This window comes from Bordetella parapertussis, from assembly GCF_020735925.1.
Lineage (GTDB): Bacteria > Pseudomonadota > Gammaproteobacteria > Burkholderiales > Burkholderiaceae_B > Bordetella > Bordetella pertussis.
The window spans coordinates 2,262,685-2,282,299 of sequence record NZ_CP085971.1; the positions used below are offsets into that span (position 1 = coordinate 2,262,685).

Here is a 19,615-nt window from a genome sequence, read left to right on the forward strand (position 1 = left end):
TTCCACGTTTCAATCACGAAGGTATTCATTCATGGCGTCGACCCAAGTTCTGGCGGGGTTTCACGCGGTCGTTGCGCGCTTGCGCCACGCGCCCGAGTCGATCAAGGAAATCTATGTCGAGGCGTCGCGGCGCGACAAGCGCATGCAGACGTTCCTGGAGCAGGCCGAACGGGCCGGCCGCCGCGTGCATCCGGTGGCGGCCGAGCGGCTCGACGGCCTGGCGCGCGGCACCCGGCACCAGGGCGTGGTGGCGGTGGCCGAGGAGCGCAGCCTGGCGGTGGGCATCGACGAGGTGCTCGACGTGATCGAGGGGCCGGCGCTGCTGCTGATCCTGGACGGCGTGACGGACCCGCACAATCTGGGCGCCTGCCTGCGCACGGCGGATGCCGCCGGCGTGCATGCGGTCATTGCGCCGCGCGACCGCGCCGTGGGCCTGAACGCCACCGTGCAGCGCGTGGCTTGCGGCGCCGCCGACACCGTTCCCTACCTGACCGTAACCAACCTCGCGCGCACCATGCGCGAGCTGAAAGAACGCGATGTCTGGCTGGTCGGCACCGACGACCAGGCCGGTGAGAGCATGCACCAGGTGGATGCGCGCCGTTCGATGGCGTGGGTCATGGGCGCCGAGGGCGAGGGCATGCGCCGCCTGACGCGCGAGACCTGCGATCAGCTCGTGCGCATTCCCATGCTCGGTTCGGTCGAGAGCCTGAACGTCAGCGTGGCCAGCGCCGTCTGCCTCTACGAATCGGTGCGCCAGCGCCAGGGGTAAACTCTTGCAGCGGCGCGCCGTCGCGCCGCGCGCCTCTTCGAACGTCCGACATCATGCACCAGAACGGCTTTACCACCACCATCGTTCACTCCGACCGCGACCAATCCGCCGAGCACGGCGCCGTGCACAAACCCATGCATCCTTCGTCCGAGTATGTCTACGAAGATGCGCGCGAGCTGGCGGCGGTGTTCCAGGGCAAGGCCGGGTTCACCTACGCGCGGCAGGGCACGCCCACCACCACGGCGCTGGAAGCGCGCATCACGCGCATGGAAGCCGGCAAGAGCACGGTCAGCTTCGCCACCGGCATGGCGGCGCTGGCGGCCATCTTCACCACGCTGCTGCGGCGCGGCGACCACCTGGTGTCCAGCCAGTACGTCTTCGGCAACACCAACAGCCTGCTCAATACGCTGATGGAACTGGGCGTGGAAGTCACCATGGTCGACGCCACCGACGTCCGGCAGGTGCGCGACGCGCTGCGGCCGAATACCCGCATGGTGTTCACCGAGACCATCGCCAACCCCGGCACCCAGATCGCCGACCTGGCCGGCATGGGCGCGTTGTGCCGCGAGCGCGGCCTGGTCTATGTGGTGGACAACACGCTGACCTCGCCGTGGATGTTCCGCCCGGTCGAGGTGGGCGCTTCGCTGGTGATGAATTCGCTGTCCAAGTACATTGCGGGCCACGGCCATGCGCTGGGTGGCGCGGTGACCGATACCGGCCTGTATGACTGGAGCGGGTATGCCAATATCTACGAGTCGTATCGCAAGGGAGCGCCCACCGGTTGGGGGCTGACCCAGATCAAGAAGAAAGGGCTGCGCGACATGGGCGGCACGCTGGCGGCCGAGCCGGCGCACCGTATCGCCATCGGCACCGAAACGCTGGCGCTGCGCATGGCGCGGCATTGCTCCAACGCCCTGGCCCTGGCCACTTTCCTGCAAGGCCATCCGGGCGTGGCGCGGGTGCACTATCCGGGCCTGTCCAGCCATGCGCAACACCAGCGCGCCAGCGAGCTGTTCGACGGCCGCTATGGCGGCCTGCTGGGCGTGGAGCTGGCCGAGGGCATCGATTGTTTCGATTTCCTCAACCGCCTGCGCATCGTGCTGATGGCCACGCACCTGGGCGATACGCGCAGCCTGGCCTTGCCGGCGGCGCATACGATTTATTACGAGATGGGGGCGGAAAAGCGTGCGCAGATGGGCATCGCCGACAGCCTGATCCGTGTATCGGTAGGCATCGAGGACGAGGCCGACCTGCTGTTCGACTTTGACCAGGCATTGCGCGGCTGTTTGCAATCTTGATGCCTGTCCGCGCAGCTCGCCCACGTCACGGAGTCCCACCATGCTGATTCAGATCGCCGATCTCTTCACCCCCGCCGAAGCCGCCCAGATCCGCGCGCGCCTGGAGGCGGCCGATTGGGTCGACGGCAAGGTCACGGCCGGCTACCAGTCGGCGCAGGTCAAGCACAACCGCCAGTTGTCCGAGCAGCACCCGCTGGCGCAGGAGCTCGGCGGCCTCATCCTGCAGCGCCTGGCCGCCAACAACCTGTTCATGTCGGCGGCCTTGCCGCGCAAGATCTTTCCGCCGCTGTTCAACCGCTACGAAGGCGGCGAGGCCTTCGGCTACCACGTCGACAATGCGCTGCGCCCCGTGCCGGGCACGGCAGAGCGCGTGCGCACCGACCTGTCGGCGACCCTGTTCTTTTCCGAGCCGGACAGCTACGACGGCGGCGAGCTGGTCGTCGACGACACCTACGGGCCGCGCACGGTCAAGCTGCCCGCCGGACACATGGTGCTGTATCCGGGCACGAGCCTGCACAAGGTCACGCCGGTGACGCGGGGCGCGCGCATCAGCGCCTTTTTCTGGCTGCAAAGCCTGGTACGCGAAGACAGCCAGCGCAGCCTGCTGCTGGAGATGGATGTGGCGATCCAGCGCCTGAACCAGGATACGCCGGGCCACGCTTCGATCGTGCAGCTGACCGGCGTCTATCACAACCTGCTGCGCCGCTGGACCGACGTTTGACGCGGCGCAGGCGGGCGCGCAAAGGTTTGCACGTAGCGTTTTTGTTTATTGCGAAAAGCGCTAAAAGCTAGTATTGGCGCGGCTCAGGGCGCTGTTTTCTCTTGACAGCCGCGCCCGGCCAAGGCCTAATACTGCTCTGCGTCGCAGCTCCTTCCCTGGCTTCATATGCCTGGAAGTACCTGCGACGCAGCCTTTAAAAAGTTGTGCTTTGCAGCGCAAGAAAAATTTTTTCACTCGTCCGTTCTCTGTTTGCCGGCGCCTGTTTGTCTACTTGCTCTGCGCGTCTGGAAAACCCAATACCTTGTGAGGGGTAAACCTGAATGAACAAAACCGAACTCATCGATCACATCGCCAGCAAGGCCGATATCTCGAAAGCCGCCGCCGGCCGTTCGCTTGACGCCCTGATCGGTGCCGTAAAGACCACCCTGAAGAAGGGCGGCACGGTCACGCTGGTGGGCTTCGGCACTTTCGCCGTGTCCGCGCGCGCCGCACGCACCGGCCGCAATCCGCGCACCGGCGAAACGATCAAGATCAAAAAGGCCAAGGTGCCGAAGTTCCGTCCGGGCAAGGCGCTGAAAGACGCCGTCAACTGATGGACGCAAAGGCAAATCGGCGCTGCCGATTTGCCTAACAAAACCGGGTCCGCTATACTGCGCCCCGCGATTTACTTGAGTGGCCCCGAGGCAGCAATGCGGTGCAAGGGGTGCTTAGCTCAGCTGGTAGAGCGGCGCCCTTACAAGGCGTAGGTCACAGGTTCGACCCCTGTAGCACCCACCAAGAATCAAGGCAGCAAAATCAAGGTAACAATCCTGCGCAAGCAGGCGCAATAACCCCGGCGAGGGCGCATCGGCGCACCGCACGGGGTTTTTTGTTGCGCGCTCGGCGCGTGCCGAGCGCGCGCGGCAGCCTGTTTGCGGCATCGTCGCGGCGGGTTGAATTTCTTGTATTTGGCGACCGAATAGAGCTTGCGAATCATTCGCATTTAATATATCGTGGCGAATTCGGAATAGCCGGATAGGAATGCCGCTTCGTCGTGCATGCCATCCGGCTGAATTGTCAATGTACCTGGCTGATTCATGCCTAGCCCCCAATCTGGTCGGTCTTTTTCATCGCATACGTCGCTTGCCCTGCGCGCGGGCGCCGGATTTACCGTTCTTGCCCTGCATGCCGCAGTCATAGGCGCGGTGTTTCTGTCCAAGACGGAGCGCCCCGAATTGCTGGAGCCCGAGGCGGTGATGGTCAGCATCATCGAGGCGCCCCTGCCGCAGCTGGCGCAGGCCGAGCCCACGCCCGAGCCGCCCACGCCGGTCGAGGAGACGCCGCCCGAGCCCGAGCCCGAGCCGGTGATCGAGCCCGAGCCGGAGCCGGAACCCGAGCCGGTGGTCGAGCCCGAGCCCGAACCCGAGCCGGTGGTCGAGCCCGAGCCCGAACCCGAGCCGGTGGTCGAGAAGCCGCCCGAACCGGCGCCCAAGCCCAAGCCGAAACCCAAACCGAAACCCAAGCCCAAGCCGCAACCCAAACCCGAGGTCCCCCCGGAGCCCAAGAAGATCGAGACGCCGCCTGCCGGCGCGCCTCAGGGGGCCCAGCAGGTGACGCAGGCGCCGCGCCAGGCGCCGCCGCCGGACGAGCCCATCATGGTCTCCAGCGTCGAATACCAGGGCGCGCGCCCCATGCCCGTCTATCCCATGGCGTCCAAGCGCCTGCGCGAGGAAGGGCGGGTGGTGGTGCTGGTGGAAATCAGCACCCAGGGCCTGGTCGATCGCGCCAGCATCGATACCTCGTCCGGCTTTTCGCGCCTGGACGAGTCGGCCTTGGCTGCCGCGCGCAAGGCCCGCTTCAAACCCCTTACCCGTAATGGCGTGGCGTATCCGGCCAAGGCCAAATTACCGTTCGATTTCGTGATGAGGAACTGAGATGTCCAACGCTATCAACACCGCCACGCTGGTGGCGCAAGCGGCCACGCCCTCGGCGGCGGCCACGCCGGACGCGCCCGCTGCCGCGCCGCTGGCCCAGCAGGCCGGCGAGGCCGCAGGCGCCGCCGCCCAGACCGGCGCCGAAGCGCTCAACCAGGCTGCCCAGGCAGGTACCGAGGCGGTCAACCAGGCCGCCCAGGCCCTGAGTGCGGCGGCGCCCGCCGTGCCGCCCGCGCCGCTGGCCACGCCGGACATGGGATTCCTACACTTCGTCGCGCAAAGCGACTTCGTGGGCAAGACGCTGTTCATCATCCTGATCGTCATGTCGCTGGTCACCTGGTACCTGATCGTGGTCAAGGCGGTGGGCAACATGGGCATGCGCAAGCGCGCCGCGCACTTCCTCAACAAGTTCTGGAATGCCAGCTCGCTCGAACAGGTCGAGAACGAAATCGTCACGCACGGTGCGCGCGACCCGTTCTCGCACCTGGCCAGCCACGCCATGCACGCGCAGCAGCACCATGCCAAGTTCGGCGCCACCAAGCTGGAGGAAAGCGGTTCGAATGGCGAGTTCGTGTCGCGCACCATGCGCAAGGTCATCGACGAGGAAACCGCCAAGCTGGAGAACGGCCTGACGGTGCTGGCTTCGGTGGGTTCGACCGCGCCATTCGTGGGGCTGTTCGGCACGGTGTGGGGCGTGTATCACGCGCTGGTCGGTATCGGCCTGTCCGATGGCGTGACCATCAACCGCATCGCCGGCCCGGTGGGCGAGGCCCTGATCATGACCGGCCTGGGCCTGGCGGTGGCCATCCCGGCGGTGCTGGCGTACAACGCCTTCGTGCGCAACAACCGGGTGTTCCTGTCGCGCCTGGATGCGTTCGCGCATGACCTGTTCGCCTTCCTGACCACCGGCCAGCAGGTGGCGGTGTCCGACGGCAAGGTGCGTGCCCTGCGCCGCCAGCATGGCCGGGGGAGCGAATAATGGCTTTCGGCAGCTTCGACAACAAGGGCTCGGGCAGCCACACCGTGTCGGAGATCAACATGGTGCCGCTGATCGACGTCATGCTGGCGCTGCTGGTGATTTTCATCATCACGGCGCCGCTGCTGGCCCATTCGATCCGCATCAACATTCCGCAGGTCAGCGCCGAGCAGATCGAGGAAGAGCCCAAGACGATCGACCTGGCCATCGACGCCAACGGCGCGTTGTTCTGGGACGAGAAGCCGGTCAGCATCGACGACCTGCCCAACCGCTTCAAGGCGATCGCCGGCGACAAGCCGCAGGCCGAGATCCGCATCCGCGCCGACCAGGCAACCCGCTACGAGACGCTGGCCCAGGTCATGGCGTCGGCGCGTCGTTCGGGCATGACCCGCATCGGCTTCATCACCAGCCCCGCGCCCCAGGGCGCGCCCGGCGAGGCCGGCGCATCGGCCGCACCCGCTGCGCCCTGACCGGCCACGGCTCCCGCTCCCGGGGTGTCCGCGCCGCGGGCGCGGGCCTTGCCGTCGGCCCGGATCGCGCTAGAATCGCGGAATGCGAGTACTCGTAATCGAAGATGACACCACCCTGGGCCACGCGCTCCAGGAGTTCCTGGCCGACCAGGGGTATGCGGTCGATTGGCTGACCGAGGGCGACAAGGTCCTGGGAGCCCTGGCGGGCCAGCCCTACGATCTCCTCCTGCTGGACCTCAACCTGCCCGGCATGAGCGGCCTCGACGTACTGCGCCAATTGCGCCAGGACGGCAACCAGGTGCCGGTACTGATCCTCACCGCGCGCGACGGCCTGGACGACCGCGTGGCGGGTCTGGATGCCGGCGCCGACGACTATGTCACCAAGCCTTTCGACCTGCCCGAACTGGCGGCGCGCGTGCGCGCCCTGGGACGCCGCCGGTCCGGGCAGGCGCAGCCCCAGATCGAGGTCGGCCCGCTGGTGTTCGACACCGTCGGGCGCGAGGTGCGCGCCAACGGCACGCGCCTGGCGTTGTCGGTGCGCGAACTGTCCGTGCTGGAAATGCTGATGGCGCGTTCCGGCCGGGTCGTGACCAAACGCCAGATCGTCAATTCCCTGTCTGCCTGGGATGCCGATTTCAGCGAGAATGCCGTCGAGGTGTATGTCTACCGCCTGCGCAAGCGGCTCGAGGGATCCGGCGCCAGCATCCAGACGGTGCGCGGCTTCGGCTACATGCTGGACGTGGAAGCGGCGTGATGAGCCCGGGCCGGCGGACCCAGGCCCGGGGCATGCCGGCCCCGCCAGCCTTCCGACCATGAATTTCCTTCCTCCCACACCGCCGCCGCCCGATCCCGTAGGCTGGAAGCTGCCGCGCGGCTCGCTGGCGCGCCACCTCGTGCTGCGCCTGATGCCGCCGCTGTTGCTGCTGGTGCTGCTGGATCTGGCCGCGACCTGGGTGATCACGCACAAGATCGACATGTCGATCTGGATGCTGGAAGACTTCTTCTGGCTGATGGTGGTGGGCCAGATCGTCCTGATCGCCCTGTTCACCGGCGTCATCATCCGCGGCGTGCGTTCGGGCCTGCGTTCGGTCAATCATCTGGCCGAGGAAATCCGCCAGCGCTCGATCGACGACATGCAGCCCATGGAAGTGGCGGGCCTGCCGGCCGAGATTGCGCCGCTGGTCACGCATATCAATGACCTGCTGGGCCGCCTGGACGCGTCGCTGGCGGCCCAGCGCCGCTTCATCGGCCACGCGGCGCACCAGCTGCGCACCCCGCTGAGCGGGCTGCGCCTGGAGTCCGAGCTGATGCTGGCGCGGCCCCTGCCCGAGGACGTGCGGATGCGCGCCGAGCGCATCAAGGCGGTCAGCGACCGCATGATCCGGCTGGGCCAGCAATTGCTGGTGATGGCGCGCGCCGATCCCGACGCGCGGCCGCAGGACCGCTTCATTCGGCTGGACCTGTGCGAATGGGTCCGCGCCAGCGGCGCCGAGTGGATTCCGCGCGTGCGCGCCGCGCAGGCCGAGATCGACCTGGTGGCGCCCGAACAGCCGGTCTGGATCGATGGCGACCCGCTGCTGCTCGACGAAATGCTGGGCAACCTGATCGATAACGCGCTGCGCTACGGCAAGCCGCGCGGCCGCATTTGCCTGACCATAGACGTCAATCCGCCGGCGCTGATCATCGAGGACGACGGCCCGGGCATCAGCCCCCAGGAGCGCGACAGCGTGTTCGAGGCCTTCTACCGCGCGCCCGATGCCAAGGCTGGCGGCTCGGGCCTGGGGCTGGCGATCGTGCGCGAGATCGCGCACGCCCATGGCGCGTGGTGGAAGCTGTCCAGCCGGCCCGAGTATGCGGGCACGCGGCTGTCGGTGGTGTTTCCCGGCCCGCGCATCGGTACGCAACTCACCCGACAAGAACGAGCATCATGACCCACACCGCCGCCGGCGCGCCCCGCGACGCCAAGACCGCCATCCACGCGCCGTCGTCGCGCATGGCATTGATGCTGGGGGCGTTGGGCGTGGTGTACGGCGATATCGGCACCAGCCCGCTGTATACCTTGCGCGCCTGTCTGAACACCATCGACGACCTGCAGCCTGCCCACGTGCTGGGGGTGCTTTCCATCCTGTTCTGGCTGCTCATGATCGTGGTGTCGCTCAAGTATGTGACGCTGGTGCTGCGCGCCGACAATCGGGGCGAGGGCGGCACGCTGGCGCTGCTGGAGCTGGCCGTGCGCGGCCGCGAGGGCAGGGCGCGCTGGCTGCTGATCGTGCTGGGCATCTTCGGCGCGGCGCTGTTCTATGGCGACAGCATGATCACGCCGGCGATTTCCGTCCTGTCGGCGCTCGAAGGCATCAGCATCGTGTCGCACACGCTCGAACCCTGGGTGGTGCCCGTGGCGCTGGTGGTGCTGGTTGCGCTGTTCGCCATCCAGTCGCACGGCACCGGCGCGGTGGGCAAGCTGTTTGGTCCCATCATGGCGCTGTGGTTCGCGACGCTGGCGGTATTGGGCGGCTATCAAATCTGGCTGACACCGGAGGTGCTGGCCGCGCTCAATCCAGTGTGGGCGCTGCGCTTCATCGCCGAGTTCCCGGTGATGAGTTTCCTGTTGCTGGGCGCGGTGGTGCTGGCGCTGACCGGCGCCGAAGCCCTGTATGCGGACATGGGGCATTTCGGGCGGCCGGCGATCCGGCGCGCCTGGTTCGCCATGGTGTTGCCGGCGCTGACGCTGTGCTATTTCGGCCAGGGCGCGTTGCTGCTGCGCGACCCGGCGGCGATCCGCAACCCGTTTTTCCTGATGGCGCCCGAATGGGGGCTGGCGGCGCTGGTCGGGCTGGCCACGGTGGCCACCGTGGTGGCGTCCCAGGCGGTGATCTCCGGCGCCTTTTCGGTGACGCGGCAGGCCGTGCAGCTGGGTTTCTGGCCGCGCATGCAGATCCTGCACACCTCGGCGGTCGAGAAGGGGCAGATCTACCTGCCGCAGGTCAATGCCTTGCTGCTGTGCGCCGTGCTGGTGCTGGTGCTGCTGTTTCGCAATTCCGAGAACCTGGCCGCCGCCTACGGTTTTGCCGTGACCGGGACCATGCTGACGACCTCGGTGCTGGCGTTCGCGGTGTTGCCGCGCGATTCCACCGGCGGCAAGCGGGTGCTGTGGATGGTGCTGCTGGGCGCGCTGCTCGTGATCGACATCCTGCTGTTCGGCGCCAATATCTTCAAGATCCACGAGGGTGGCTGGCTGCCCTTGCTGGTCGGGGTGGTGGTGTTCACGCTCATGATGACGTGGCGGCGCGGTCGCCGCCTGCTGGCCGACATGCAGGCGCGCGACCGGCAGCCTTTGCGGGAGTTCATGACGCAGCTCGAGGCGTTCCCGCCGGCGCGGGTGCAGGGCACGGCGATCTTCATGACCATGAACGCCGGCAACGTGCCGCCGGCGTTGCTGCACAATCTCAAGCACAACAAGGTCCTGCACGACCACGTGCTGTTCCTGTCGATCCGGGTGGCCGATGTGCCCTACGTCTCGGAGGACGAGCGCTTCGAGATGCACAAGATCAGCGCGTCGAGCTGGCAAGCAAGCATCAACTACGGCTTCAAGGAAGATCCGGACGTGCCCGACGCCTTGCGCCAGGTGGCCGAGGCCTATCCCGAGATCGACCTCGAACCCATGCGGACCTCGTTCTATCTGTCGCGCCAGACCGTGGTCGCGGCCCGGCGGCCGGCCATGGCGCGCTGGCGTCGCGCCCTGTTCGCTTTCATGGCGCGCAACTCGACCCGCAGCACCCGATTTTTCAAGATTCCGCCCAACCGCGTGGTGGAAATGGGCATGCAGGTGGAACTGTAGGCGCCTGTTCCGGCATGGGGGGCGACACCTGCAGCAAAAGGGTGCCTGTCCCGGCAGGGACAGGCACCCCCGCGGCGGTTGCCGCCTATTTCTTGCCGTCCTTGATCTGCGGCAGCGCCGAGCCGGCCGACGGGGCCAGCAAGCCGGTCTTGACGTAGGTGAACAGCTTTTCGCGGGTATCGACGATGTCGAGGTTGCGCATGGTGAGTTGGCCGATGCGGTCGGCCGGCGTGAAGGGGGCGTTTTCCACCTTCTCCATGGACAGCCGCTCGGGCGCGTACGTCAGGTTGGCCGATTCGGTGTTCAGCAGCGAGTAGTCGTTGCCGCGGCGCAGTTCGAGCGTGACTTCGCCGGTGATGGCGCGCGCGACCCAGCGCTGTGCGGTTTCGCGCAGCATGATGGCCTGCGGGTCGAACCAGCGGCCCTGGTACAGCAGGCGGCCCAGCTTGCGGCCGTTCTCGCGGTACTGCTCGATGGTGTCTTCGTTATGGATGCCGGTGACCAGGCGCTCGTAGGCGATGAACAGCAGCGCCAGGCCCGGGGCTTCGTAGATGCCGCGGCTCTTGGCTTCGATGATGCGGTTCTCGATCTGGTCGCTCATGCCCAGGCCGTGGCGGCCGCCGATGCGGTTGGCTTCCAGCAGCAGTTCGACCGGGTCGGCGTACTCGACGCCGTTGAGGGCGACCGGCTGGCCTTCCTCGAAGCGCACCGTCACTTCCTCGGCCTTGATCTGCACGCTGTCCTGCCAGAAGGCCACGCCCATGATGGGCTGCACGATACGGATGCCGGAGTTCAGGAGCTCCAGGTCCTTGGCCTCGTGGGTGGCGCCGAGCATGTTGGAGTCGGTCGAGTAGGCTTTCTCGGCCGACATCTTGTAGTCGAAACCGGCCTGGCGCATGTACTCGGACATTTCCGCGCGGCCGCCCAGCTCGTCGATGAAGGTCTGGTCCAGCCAGGGCTTGTAGATCTTCAGGTCCGGGTTGGTCAGCAGGCCGTAGCGGTAGAAGCGCTCGATGTCGTTGCCCTTGAACGTGCTGCCGTCGCCCCAGATGTTGACGCCGTCTTCCTTCATGGCGGCCACCAGCATGGTGCCGGTGACGGCGCGCCCGATAGGCGTGGTGTTGAAGTAGGTCAGGCCAGCGGTCGAGATATGGAAGGCGCCGGCCTGCAGCGCGGCGATCCCTTCGGCGACCAGTTGCGCGCGACAGTCGACCAGGCGGGCGGCTTCGGCGCCGTATTGCATGGCGCGGCGGGGGATTTCATCGTAGTCCGGCTCGTCGGGCTGGCCCAGGTTGGCGGTGTACGCGTAGGGCACGGCGCCTTTCTGGCGCATCCACAGCAGCGCGGCGCTGGTATCGAGGCCGCCGGAAAAGGCGATGCCGACCTTCTGGCCGGTAGGAAGGTTCGGGAGAATAGTAGTCATTGTTTGAGGTGAAACGCCAACAGGACTTTGACAGCAACGGGCCGTCAAACAAGAAGTCTAACGGGGCATTTTAGCGCTTTTGGGCGCAGGCGGCCGGACGGCGCCGGGGCGCTGCGCCCGGCCGCCCGTGGCCGCGCGGGCCGCGCCGGTTCAGGCGAGCTGGCCCAGCAGCAGGAATTCCATCAGCGCCTTCTGCACGTGCAGGCGGTTCTCGGCCTCGTCCCAGACCACGCTTTGGGCGCCGTCGATGACTTCGCCGGTGACTTCCTCGCCGCGGTGCGCCGGCAGGCAGTGCATGAACACGGCCTGCGGGTCGGCGGCGGCCATCATCTCGGCGTCCACGCACCAGTCGGCGAAGGCGGCGCGGCGCTCCTCGTTCTCGGCTTCGTAGCCCATGCTGGTCCAGACGTCGGTGGTCACCAGGTGCGCGCCCTGGCAGGCCTGCATCGGGTCCTTGAACTGCTTGAGCACGCCGGCGGCCGGCGCGCCGATGCGGGCCGGGTCCAGTTCGTAGCCGGCGGGCGTCGACACATGCAGCGTGAAGCCCAGCATTTCGGCTGCCTGCAGCCAGGTATACGACATGTTGTTGGCGTCGCCGATCCAGGCCACGGTCTTGCCGGCGATGGGGCCGCGGTGTTCGATGTAGGTGAAGATGTCGGCCAGGATCTGGCACGGGTGGTATTCGTTGGTCAGGCCATTGATGACCGGCACGCGCGAATGCGAGGCGAACCGCTCGATGCGGGTCTGCTCGAAGGTGCGGATCATGACGATGTCGACCATGCGCGAAATCACGCGCGCGGTGTCTTCGATGGGCTCGGAGCGGCCCAGCTGCGAGTCGTTGGACGTCAGGTTGATGACCGAGCCGCCCATCTGGTACATGCCGGCCTCGAAGGAGACGCGGGTGCGCGTGCTGGCTTTCTCGAACACCATGGCCAGCGTGCGGTCGTGCAGCGGCATGTGCGGTTCGTAGCGCTTGAACTTGTCCTTGATGATGCGGGTGCGTTCGAGCACGTAGGCGATCTCGGCGGGCGAGAAGTCTTTGAATTGCAGGAAGTGCCGCAAGGGGCCGTTCTGGGTCGTGGGAGGAGTCATGATGATGTCGCAGGTCTTGCGCCTGGGCTCATGGCCGCGGCGCGCTGTTGGTTATTGCTGTTGAGCGAGGAACTGTTTGATCAGCGGCACCAGGATCCGGACGATCTGGTCGGCTTCCTCCCCGGAGAGTATCAGGGGAGGCAGCAGGCGGACGACGCGTTCGCGCGTCACGTTGATGAGCAGGCCGGCTTCCATGGCGCGGGTGGCCAGGATGCCGCAAGGCCGGTCCAGCTCGATGCCCAGCATCAGGCCGTGGCCGCGGACCTCGATGATGCCGGGCACGCCGGCCAGTTCGCTGGCCAGCGCGGCATGCAGGTGGGCGCCCACCTCGTGGGCATTGGCGAGCAGGCCTTCCTGCTCGATCGCATCGATGACCGCCAGTCCGGCGGCGCACGCCAGCGGACCGCCGCCGAAGGTGGTGCCGTGGCTGCCGGGCGCGAACACGCCGGCGGCGGGGCCGGCGGCCAGCATCGCGCCGATGGGCACGCCGCCGGCCAGGCCCTTGGCCAGGGTCATGACGTCGGGGCGGATATCGGCCCATTGGTGGGCGAACCACTTGCCGGTGCGCCCGATCCCGGATTGCACCTCGTCGATCATGAGCAGCCAGCCGCGTTCGGTGCACAACTGCCGCACTCCCCGCAGGAACGCCATGTCGGAGGGGCGGATGCCGCCTTCGCCCTGCAGGACTTCCAGCAGCACGGCGGTGACGCGCGGCTCGGCCTCGCCCGCGGCGCGGATGGCCGGCAGGTCGTTATAGGGCACCTGGATGAACCCCGACGGCATGGGCCCGAAGCCCTGGCGGGCCTTGTCGCTGCCCGTGGCGGCCAGCGTGGCCAGGGTGCGGCCATGCCAGGACGAATCCATGGTGATGATGTGGGCGTGCGTATTGCCTTGCTTGTAGCCGTAGTAGCGCGCCAGCTTGATGGCCGCCTCGTTGGCTTCCGAGCCGCTGTTGCTGAAGAGCACCTCGCTCATGCCGGACAGCTCGGCCAGGCGGCGCGCCAGGGCCGCCTGTTGCGGCACCTCGTAGATATTGGACGTGTGGATGAGCCGCGCGGCCTGTTCGGAGATGGCCGCCACCAGCCCCGGATGGCCGTGTCCCAGGCACGAGACGCCGATGCCGGCCAGGGCGTCGAGATAGCGCCGCTCGCCGGTGTCCCAGAGCCAGACCCCGCGGCCGTGGGTGAAGGACACCGGCAGGCGGGCGTAGATGTTGGCCAGGGCAGAGGACATCGCGGGGTTCTCCACGAAAAAGGGGGCGGAACCGGAGGGCCGGCGCGCGCCGGCGGCGTGCGCCGGCCGGAAAGCCGGTCGTGGGCCGACGCCTGCCCGAGGGCGGGCGCGGGCCAAAAGATCAATCATATACAATTCGCGGCGCGGGTCGCATGTTTGAGACGCGGCCGATCCCGGCGTCCGCGCGCGAAGCCCGCAGTGAAGGTCACATGGCAACTCGCGTCAAACAATTCGTTATCCACGGCGTCACCGAAAGCGGTGTCCGTTTTCGCCCGAGCGACTGGGCGGAGCGCCTGGCCGGCGTCATGGCCCAGTTCCGCCCGCCCGGCAGCGCCGGCAACCACCTTACCTACTCGCCCTACGTGCTGCCGGTCGTCATCGACGGCGTGCGCAGCGTCGTGGTCGACCAGCGCCTGCGCGAGCTCGAACCGCTGGCGTACAAGTTCGTGGTCGACTTCGCCCACGACAACCACCTCAAGACGGAAGAGCGCGAAGCCTGATGGTTCAGGCTTCGAGGTGCGGCTGCATGAGCGCCTCGAACCATTCCAGGAAGACGGCCAGCCGCCGCGAGCGCTGGCGCCGGTGCGGATAGAGCAGTGCCACCGGCATGGAGGCCGCGCGCTGGTCCGGCATGACCTCCACCAGTTGTCCGCCGTCGAGCAGGTGCTGCACGTCGTAGCGGGGAATCTGGATCAGTCCCAGCCCGGCCAGGCAACAGGCGATATAGCTCTCGGCGTTGTTGACGACCACCCGGCTGGCCGCCTCGACGAGACTCGTCCCGCCGCGCGGCGTGGCGTATTCCCAGGGCAGCGCGCGGCCGGTCTGCGGGCTGGCGTAGCCCACCGTCCAGTGGCCCGCCGCCAATTCGTCAGGGTGCCCGGGTGCGCCGTGTTCGCGCAGATAGGCCGGGCTGGCGCAGTTGATCAAGGCCAGGCTGCCCAGCGGCCGCACCACCAGGCTGCTGCTGTGCAGCACGCCGATGCGCACCGCGCAGTCCACGCCCTCGCGTACCAGGTCGATGGCGCGGTCGCCCGAGCCCAGCGCCAGCTGCAGGCGCGGATGGCGGCGCAGCAGGGCGGGCAGGGCGGGCGCGAGCAGGCGCCGCGCGATGCGGCTGGGCACGTCGATGTTGAGCCTGCCGGCCGCCTGGCGCTGGCAGGCCTGGAACAACTGGTCGATGTCCTCGACCTCGGCCAGCAGGGGGCGGATCCGCTCCAGCAGTTGCGTACCGTCGGCGGTCAGGCGTACCTGGCGCGTGGTCCGATGCAGCAGCCGGGCGCCGACCTGGCCCTCCAGCTGCTGGACCGCGGCGGATACGGAGGCGCGCGGCAGCTCCAGCGCGTGGGCCGCCTTGATGAAGCTGCCCATCTCCGCGACTTGGGCGAAGACACGGTATTGGTCGAATCTGTCCATGAGGCTCGCTTTCGGAATGCGCCAGGCGCAGCCGAAAGCATAGCCGTTCCTGCCCCGGCCGCCTTACTTGGTGGTGTAGCCGCCGTTGATCAGCAAGGTCTGGCCGGTGATCCACCAGCCGTCGCTGACCAGGTGGCGGATGAAAGGCACGACGTCCTCGATGTGGGTCAGGCCGGTGGGCGAGTGGGGCGAGAGCGCGGCGGCGCTCTGGTGATAGGCCACCGCTTCGGGGCTTTCCTGGCCGTAGAAGAAGGGCGTGTCCATCGGGCCCGGGCCCACCGCCGTGACCGAGATGCCGCGTGCGCCGAACTCCTTGGCCGCGGCCCGGGTGTAATGCTCCACCGGCGCCTTGGTGCCCGCGTAGGCCGAATAGAACGGCGTGAACGCGCCCAGCAGCGAGGTGACCAGCGTCACGATCTTGCCGTGGTCGTTGACGTGGCGGCCGGCTTCCTTGAGGAAGAAGAACGCGGATTTGGCGTTGACGGCGGCCATCTCGTCGTACTCGGCCTCGCTGATCTCGGAGAATGGCTTCTTCAGCACCTTGCCCACGGTGTTGATGGCGATGTCGGGCCGGCCGACAGCGGCCAGCGCGTCGGCATAGAGTTTTTCCACCGCGGCCGCGGTGGTGAGGTCGCCCTGCAGCGCCACCGCCTGGGCGCCGGCGGCCTGCAGCGCCGCGACCGTGGCGTCGGCGTCGGCCTTGGACGCCGGACTGTTGTAGTGGATGGCGATGGCGCGGGCGCCGTGCGCGGCCAGGTCGCGGGCGATCAGGCCGCCGAGGTTCTTGGCGCCGCCGGCGATGAGCGCGACTTTGCCTTGGATGGAATGGTCAGCCATGGGACGTCTCCGTGTGAAATCGGGGGAACGTCCAGCTTAGGCGCGGCGCCGCGGCCGATAAACCGGCCGGGCCGGGATGGATTGTCCAGGAAAACGCGCCAATTTCCGCTTGATTGGGCGGGATTGGCGCGCAATGGGCAGGCGCCCTATACGGGGGTGATGACGCCGCCGGTCTTGAAGAACGAGGCCAGGTTGTCCAGCATCAGGTTTTCCATCGCCATGCGGGTCTCGAAGGTGGCGCTGCCGATGTGCGGCAGCAGCACGGTTTCGTCGCTGGCTTTCAGCGCGTCGGGCACCGAGGGTTCGTGTTCGAACACGTCCAGCGCCGCGCCGCCCAGTTTGCCGGCCTGCAGCGCGGCCACCAGCGCGGCTTCGTCGATGACCGGGCCGCGGGCGATGTTGATGATGAGGCCCTTGGGGCCCAGCGCTTCCAGCACTTCCTGGTTGACCAGGTGGCGGGTGCTCGGGTCGCCCACCGTGGCGACCACCAGGAAATCGGCCCAGCGCGCCAGGTCGGCCAGCGAGCTTTCGTAGCCGTAGCTGACGTCGTCGCGCCGGCGGCGGTTGTGGTAGCGCACCTGCATGTCGAAGCCGTCGCCGCGCCGGGCGATGGCTTCGCCGATGCGGCCCAGGCCGATGATGCCGAGGTTCTTGCCGCTGACCCGCGTGCCCAGCGGAATGCTGCCATGCACCTGGCCCCATTGGCCGGCGCGCACGAAGCGGTCGCCCTGCGCCATGCGGCGGGCGCCCGAAATCAGCAGGCCCCAGGCCAGGTCGGCCACGCAATCGGTGAGCACATCGGGGGTGTTGCTGACCAGCACGCCACGCTTGCGGGCGGCATCGACGTCGATGGTTTCGTAACCCACGCCCCAGCTGCAGATCGCCTTGAGATCGGGCAGCGCGTCGATCAGCGCGGCATCCGCGCCGAAATTGGCCGAGGTGACCAGCGCGGTGACGCCCTTGCCATGCCGGGCCAGCGCGGCCGCACGGTCGGCCTGCTGCCACAGTTCGAGCACATCGTATTCGTCGGCGAGTCGCCGATTGGCCGTCGGCGATCCGGCCAGGGAGCCTACCTGGATGATGCGGTGCTTGGTGGTCATGTCGTCTGATTCTTAGGGTGGCAAAGCGAAAATGCTACTTGATTCTGCCTCGGCTGGGCGCTGCGGTGCGCCAAAGCGCGCCGCAGGCCGGGGCGGGCGCGCCTATTCGAGCTGGATGCCGCCCTTTTCGATAACCTCGCGCCAGCGCTTGACTTCGTCCTGCTGGAAGCGGCTGAATTCGGCCGGCGTATTGGCGACCACTTCGAAGCCCAGCCCCTGCAGGGTTTTTTCGACCTGCGGATCGCGCAGCGTGGTGCGCAAGGCCTCGGCCAGCTGCTTGACGATGGCCGGCGGCGTGTCCTTGGGCACGGCGAAGCCCTGCCAGGAATAGACCACCATGTCCTTGACGCCGGCTTCGGCCAGCGTGGGCACGTCGGGCAGCTCGCCGACGCGCTTGTCGCCGGTGATGGCCAGCGCCTTCAGCTTGCCGCCCTTGATGTGCGTCTGCACCGCGCCGAGGTTCTGGAACGACACGTTGACCTGCGCGCCCAGCAGGTCGGCGATGGCCGCGCCGCCGCCCTTGTACGGCACGTCCACGCCGGTGGTGTCGGTGCGCTGGCGAAACAGGATGGCCGACAGGTGGTCGGACGACCCGGTCCCCGAGGATGCATAGGAGACCTTGCCCGGATTCTTCCTGGCGTAGTCGATCAGCTCGGCCACGGTATTGGCCGGGAACGAGGGCGGGGCCACCAGCACGTTGGGATTGCGCACGGCCTGGGTCAGGTACGAGAAGTCCTTGCTGGGGTTGTAGGCCAGCTTCTTGTACAGCGCTTCATTGATGGCGAAGGTGCCGATCGAGCCCACCATCATGGTGTAGCCATCGGGCGTGGAGCGGGCCAGCGCCTGCGCGCCGATCGCGCTGTTGGCGCCCGGCTTGTTCTCGACCACGAAGCTCTGGCCCAGGATCTTGGTCATGCCGGGCGTGACGGCGCGTGCCGTGATGTCGGACGAGCCGCCCGGCACGAAGGGCACGATCATGGTGATCGGCTTGTCGGGGTATGAGGCCGCGTGCGCGGTGCCCACCGCGCACGCGGCCATGCCGGCGGCGGCCAGCAGCGATTTCAGTTTGTTCACGATGTCTCCAGCGCACGTGTTGTTTTATGGCGCGGCGGCCGGCCACGCGCTATCGGCCGCCGCGGTTTGCCTGGGCAGGTGTCAGTCCACCGTGGCGCCAGATTGCCGGACGACCTGGGCCCGCTTGCGGGCTTCGTCGGCCATGAAAGCCTTGAACGGTTCGAGGGTATTGCCCGACGGCCGCGCGCCCTGTTCCTGCAGGCGCGCGCGCACGCTGCCCTGGCGCAACGCGGCCAGTACGCCGCGCACCCTGTTGGTGGGGATGGCAAACATGTCGTGTGTCTCCTCGTGCGCGTCGGGTGCGCGTGGTGTGGTGCGGCGGCCGGAGCACGTCGCCGCGGAGGGCGCGACGATGTGCCGCCATGCTGCGCTACTTGTTAGACAAATATATTTATTAGTATTTAACTTGTCAACCAAGTATACTTTTAAAAAATTTCACGCCAACACATATACAACCGTAGATTTTGCAGGAGCCGTGCTCATGAAAACCACCCCGGTTACCCCTGATGACCTGCAGCGCTCCGTCATTGCCGTGCCGCCGCTGGCGCGCCATGCCGATCTGACGCTCAATCCGGCCGCCAACCAGGCGGTGCTGCGTCATCTGGAAGCAGGCGGAGTGCGCAGCGTGATGTACGGCGGCAATGCCAACTTCTACCACGTGCAGGTCAGCGAGTACGCGCAGTTGCTGGACTTCCTGGCCGAGTCCGCCGGCCCCGATACCTGGGTGCTGCCGTCGGCCGGCCCCGACTACGGCAAGCTGATGGACCAGGCTGCCATCCTGCGCACGCGCGACTTTCCCACCGCCATGCTGCTGCCCATGTCGTTTCCGTATACGGACGCCGGGCTGGCCGACGGCATCCGCCGGTTCAGCGACGCGATGGACCGTCCGGCGGTCGTCTACATCAAGTCGTCCGACTACCTGGCGCCGGCCACGGTGGCGCGCCTGATCGGCGAAGGCCGCATCGCAGCCCTGAAATACGCGGTGGTGCGCGAGGATCCCGCGCGCGATCCTTATCTGGATGCACTGCTCAAGGAAGTCGACCCGCGCTGGATCGTCAGCGGCATCGGCGAGCGGCCGGCCATCGTGCACTTCCGCCAGTTCGGGCTGCGCAGCTTCACCTCCGGGTCGGTCTGCGTGGCGCCGCGCGGCTCGATGCGCCTGCTGCATCTGCTGCACCAAGGCGATTTTGAGGCGGCCGAACAGGTGCGCGCCGCCTATATCCCGCTGGAGGATTGCCGCGACGGGATCAGCCCGATCCGCGTGCTGCACGACGCCGTGACGCTGGCCGGCGTGGCCGACATGGGGCCCATGCTGCCGCTGTTGAGCGGGCTGGATCCGGCCGACCGCGAGCGCGTGGCGCCGGTGGCGCGTGCGTTGCTGGCGGGCGATCGCCAGTAATCCTGGCGCGCGGCGCGCCGCGCGATGACGTACGATGGCGCAACCGCAGTGATCAGTCA

The 19,615-nt window shown here is 67.4% G+C and carries 20 protein-coding genes and 1 tRNA gene; 13 read left to right on the forward strand and 8 right to left on the reverse strand.

Features of this window, described 5'->3' with window-relative positions; translation table 11 throughout:
• The first annotated feature begins 31 nt into the window (after positions 1-31).
• The 11 genes from rlmB to LK409_RS10800 all read left to right on the forward strand — a co-directional run bounded on the left by rlmB (position 32) and on the right by LK409_RS10800 (position 9,985).
• The gene (gene rlmB / locus LK409_RS10750; protein ID WP_003812973.1) at positions 32-769 is read left to right on the forward strand and encodes a 23S rRNA (guanosine(2251)-2'-O)-methyltransferase RlmB; all 738 of its coding nucleotides are present in this window, start codon (positions 32-34) and stop codon (positions 767-769) included.
• A gap of 53 nt (positions 770-822) precedes the next feature.
• Positions 823-2,067, forward strand: a complete 1,245-nt coding sequence (locus LK409_RS10755; protein WP_003812972.1) for a cystathionine gamma-synthase family protein — start codon at positions 823-825, stop codon at positions 2,065-2,067.
• 40 nt (positions 2,068-2,107) lie between these two features.
• A complete protein-coding gene (locus LK409_RS10760; RefSeq protein ID WP_003812970.1) occupies positions 2,108-2,788 on the forward strand; it encodes a Fe2+-dependent dioxygenase in 681 nt (226 codons plus the stop codon).
• Between the two features lie 320 nt (positions 2,789-3,108).
• Positions 3,109-3,381: an HU family DNA-binding protein gene (locus tag LK409_RS10765; RefSeq protein WP_003812968.1), complete on the forward strand. Its 273-nt coding sequence runs from the start codon at positions 3,109-3,111 to the stop codon at positions 3,379-3,381.
• Positions 3,382-3,489: 108 nt separating this feature from the next.
• Positions 3,490-3,565 (forward strand) — tRNA-Val (locus LK409_RS10770).
• Positions 3,566-3,864: 299 nt separating this feature from the next.
• Positions 3,865-4,701 carry an energy transducer TonB gene (locus LK409_RS10775; protein WP_010928593.1) on the forward strand — a complete coding sequence of 279 codons (837 nt, stop codon included), beginning with the start codon at positions 3,865-3,867 and terminating at the stop codon, positions 4,699-4,701.
• A gap of 1 nt (position 4,702) precedes the next feature.
• A complete protein-coding gene (locus tag LK409_RS10780) occupies positions 4,703-5,680 on the forward strand; it encodes a MotA/TolQ/ExbB proton channel family protein (RefSeq protein ID WP_003820361.1) in 978 nt (325 codons plus the stop codon).
• Entirely contained in the window at positions 5,680-6,147 is a 468-nt protein-coding gene (locus LK409_RS10785) for an ExbD/TolR family protein (protein WP_010928594.1), read from the forward strand. Before LK409_RS10780 ends, LK409_RS10785 begins: the two co-directional genes overlap by 1 nt.
• Positions 6,148-6,229: 82 nt before the next feature.
• Positions 6,230-6,901, forward strand: coding sequence for a response regulator transcription factor (locus tag LK409_RS10790; RefSeq protein WP_003812947.1), 672 nt, complete (start codon positions 6,230-6,232; stop codon positions 6,899-6,901).
• Between the two features lie 58 nt (positions 6,902-6,959).
• Entirely contained in the window at positions 6,960-8,078 is a 1,119-nt protein-coding gene (locus tag LK409_RS10795) for a sensor histidine kinase (RefSeq protein WP_010928595.1), read from the forward strand.
• Positions 8,075-9,985 carry a potassium transporter Kup gene (locus LK409_RS10800; protein ID WP_003820366.1) on the forward strand — a complete coding sequence of 637 codons (1,911 nt, stop codon included), beginning with the start codon at positions 8,075-8,077 and terminating at the stop codon, positions 9,983-9,985. The genes LK409_RS10795 and LK409_RS10800 overlap by 4 nt, the downstream gene beginning before the upstream one ends.
• Before the next feature lie 85 nt (positions 9,986-10,070).
• On the opposite strand, the gene argG is transcribed toward LK409_RS10800, so the two are convergent.
• From argG to LK409_RS10815, 3 genes are all read right to left on the reverse strand, one after another.
• Positions 10,071-11,408, reverse strand: a complete 1,338-nt coding sequence (gene argG, locus LK409_RS10805) for an argininosuccinate synthase (protein ID WP_003812940.1) — start codon at positions 11,406-11,408, stop codon at positions 10,071-10,073.
• 150 nt (positions 11,409-11,558) lie between these two features.
• Positions 11,559-12,500, reverse strand: coding sequence for an ornithine carbamoyltransferase (gene argF / locus LK409_RS10810; RefSeq protein WP_003812938.1), 942 nt, complete (start codon positions 12,498-12,500; stop codon positions 11,559-11,561).
• Between the two features lie 51 nt (positions 12,501-12,551).
• A complete protein-coding gene (locus LK409_RS10815) occupies positions 12,552-13,733 on the reverse strand; it encodes an aspartate aminotransferase family protein (RefSeq protein WP_010928596.1) in 1,182 nt (393 codons plus the stop codon).
• A 209-nt stretch (positions 13,734-13,942) separates the two neighbouring features.
• Between LK409_RS10815 and LK409_RS10820 the strand changes: the two genes are divergently transcribed.
• Positions 13,943-14,233: a DUF3579 domain-containing protein gene (locus LK409_RS10820; protein WP_003812933.1), complete on the forward strand. Its 291-nt coding sequence runs from the start codon at positions 13,943-13,945 to the stop codon at positions 14,231-14,233.
• Between the two features lie 4 nt (positions 14,234-14,237).
• Here LK409_RS10820 and LK409_RS10825 read toward each other — a convergent pair whose 3' ends face one another.
• From LK409_RS10825 to LK409_RS10845, 5 genes are all read right to left on the reverse strand, one after another.
• Positions 14,238-15,146, reverse strand: a complete 909-nt coding sequence (locus LK409_RS10825; RefSeq protein WP_010928597.1) for a LysR family transcriptional regulator — start codon at positions 15,144-15,146, stop codon at positions 14,238-14,240.
• Positions 15,147-15,209: 63 nt separating this feature from the next.
• Positions 15,210-15,983: an SDR family oxidoreductase gene (locus LK409_RS10830; RefSeq protein WP_003812930.1), complete on the reverse strand. Its 774-nt coding sequence runs from the start codon at positions 15,981-15,983 to the stop codon at positions 15,210-15,212.
• A gap of 146 nt (positions 15,984-16,129) precedes the next feature.
• Positions 16,130-17,083 carry a 2-hydroxyacid dehydrogenase gene (locus LK409_RS10835; RefSeq protein ID WP_010928598.1) on the reverse strand — a complete coding sequence of 318 codons (954 nt, stop codon included), beginning with the start codon at positions 17,081-17,083 and terminating at the stop codon, positions 16,130-16,132.
• Positions 17,084-17,185: 102 nt separating this feature from the next.
• Positions 17,186-18,157 carry a Bug family tripartite tricarboxylate transporter substrate binding protein gene (locus LK409_RS10840; protein ID WP_010928599.1) on the reverse strand — a complete coding sequence of 324 codons (972 nt, stop codon included), beginning with the start codon at positions 18,155-18,157 and terminating at the stop codon, positions 17,186-17,188.
• Positions 18,158-18,238: 81 nt separating this feature from the next.
• Positions 18,239-18,430 carry a hypothetical protein gene (locus LK409_RS10845; RefSeq protein ID WP_003812923.1) on the reverse strand — a complete coding sequence of 64 codons (192 nt, stop codon included), beginning with the start codon at positions 18,428-18,430 and terminating at the stop codon, positions 18,239-18,241.
• 208 nt (positions 18,431-18,638) lie between these two features.
• Here LK409_RS10845 and LK409_RS10850 point away from each other — a divergent pair, with 208 nt between their 5' ends.
• A complete protein-coding gene (locus LK409_RS10850; RefSeq protein ID WP_003812921.1) occupies positions 18,639-19,556 on the forward strand; it encodes a dihydrodipicolinate synthase family protein in 918 nt (305 codons plus the stop codon).
• Positions 19,557-19,615 lie beyond the last annotated feature (59 nt).

Bases quoted from the DNA above. Each gene is read 5' to 3' on its own strand.
- rlmB (WP_003812973.1), top strand. From the start codon at position 32: ATGGCGTCGACCCAAGTTCTGGCGGGGTTTCACGCGGTCGTTGCGCGC.
- LK409_RS10755 (WP_003812972.1), top strand. From the start codon at position 823: ATGCACCAGAACGGCTTTACCACCACCATCGTTCACTCCGACCGCGAC.
- LK409_RS10760 (WP_003812970.1), top strand. From the start codon at position 2,108: ATGCTGATTCAGATCGCCGATCTCTTCACCCCCGCCGAAGCCGCCCAG.
- LK409_RS10765 (WP_003812968.1), top strand. From the start codon at position 3,109: ATGAACAAAACCGAACTCATCGATCACATCGCCAGCAAGGCCGATATC.
- LK409_RS10775 (WP_010928593.1), top strand. From the start codon at position 3,865: ATGCCTAGCCCCCAATCTGGTCGGTCTTTTTCATCGCATACGTCGCTT.
- LK409_RS10780 (WP_003820361.1), top strand. From the start codon at position 4,703: ATGTCCAACGCTATCAACACCGCCACGCTGGTGGCGCAAGCGGCCACG.
- LK409_RS10785 (WP_010928594.1), top strand. From the start codon at position 5,680: ATGGCTTTCGGCAGCTTCGACAACAAGGGCTCGGGCAGCCACACCGTG.
- LK409_RS10790 (WP_003812947.1), top strand. From the start codon at position 6,230: ATGCGAGTACTCGTAATCGAAGATGACACCACCCTGGGCCACGCGCTC.
- LK409_RS10795 (WP_010928595.1), top strand. From the start codon at position 6,960: ATGAATTTCCTTCCTCCCACACCGCCGCCGCCCGATCCCGTAGGCTGG.
- LK409_RS10800 (WP_003820366.1), top strand. From the start codon at position 8,075: ATGACCCACACCGCCGCCGGCGCGCCCCGCGACGCCAAGACCGCCATC.
- argG (WP_003812940.1), bottom strand. From the start codon at position 11,408: ATGACTACTATTCTCCCGAACCTTCCTACCGGCCAGAAGGTCGGCATC.
- argF (WP_003812938.1), bottom strand. From the start codon at position 12,500: ATGACTCCTCCCACGACCCAGAACGGCCCCTTGCGGCACTTCCTGCAA.
- LK409_RS10815 (WP_010928596.1), bottom strand. From the start codon at position 13,733: ATGTCCTCTGCCCTGGCCAACATCTACGCCCGCCTGCCGGTGTCCTTC.
- LK409_RS10820 (WP_003812933.1), top strand. From the start codon at position 13,943: ATGGCAACTCGCGTCAAACAATTCGTTATCCACGGCGTCACCGAAAGC.
- LK409_RS10825 (WP_010928597.1), bottom strand. From the start codon at position 15,146: ATGGACAGATTCGACCAATACCGTGTCTTCGCCCAAGTCGCGGAGATG.
- LK409_RS10830 (WP_003812930.1), bottom strand. From the start codon at position 15,983: ATGGCTGACCATTCCATCCAAGGCAAAGTCGCGCTCATCGCCGGCGGC.
- LK409_RS10835 (WP_010928598.1), bottom strand. From the start codon at position 17,083: ATGACCACCAAGCACCGCATCATCCAGGTAGGCTCCCTGGCCGGATCG.
- LK409_RS10845 (WP_003812923.1), bottom strand. From the start codon at position 18,430: ATGTTTGCCATCCCCACCAACAGGGTGCGCGGCGTACTGGCCGCGTTG.
- LK409_RS10850 (WP_003812921.1), top strand. From the start codon at position 18,639: ATGAAAACCACCCCGGTTACCCCTGATGACCTGCAGCGCTCCGTCATT.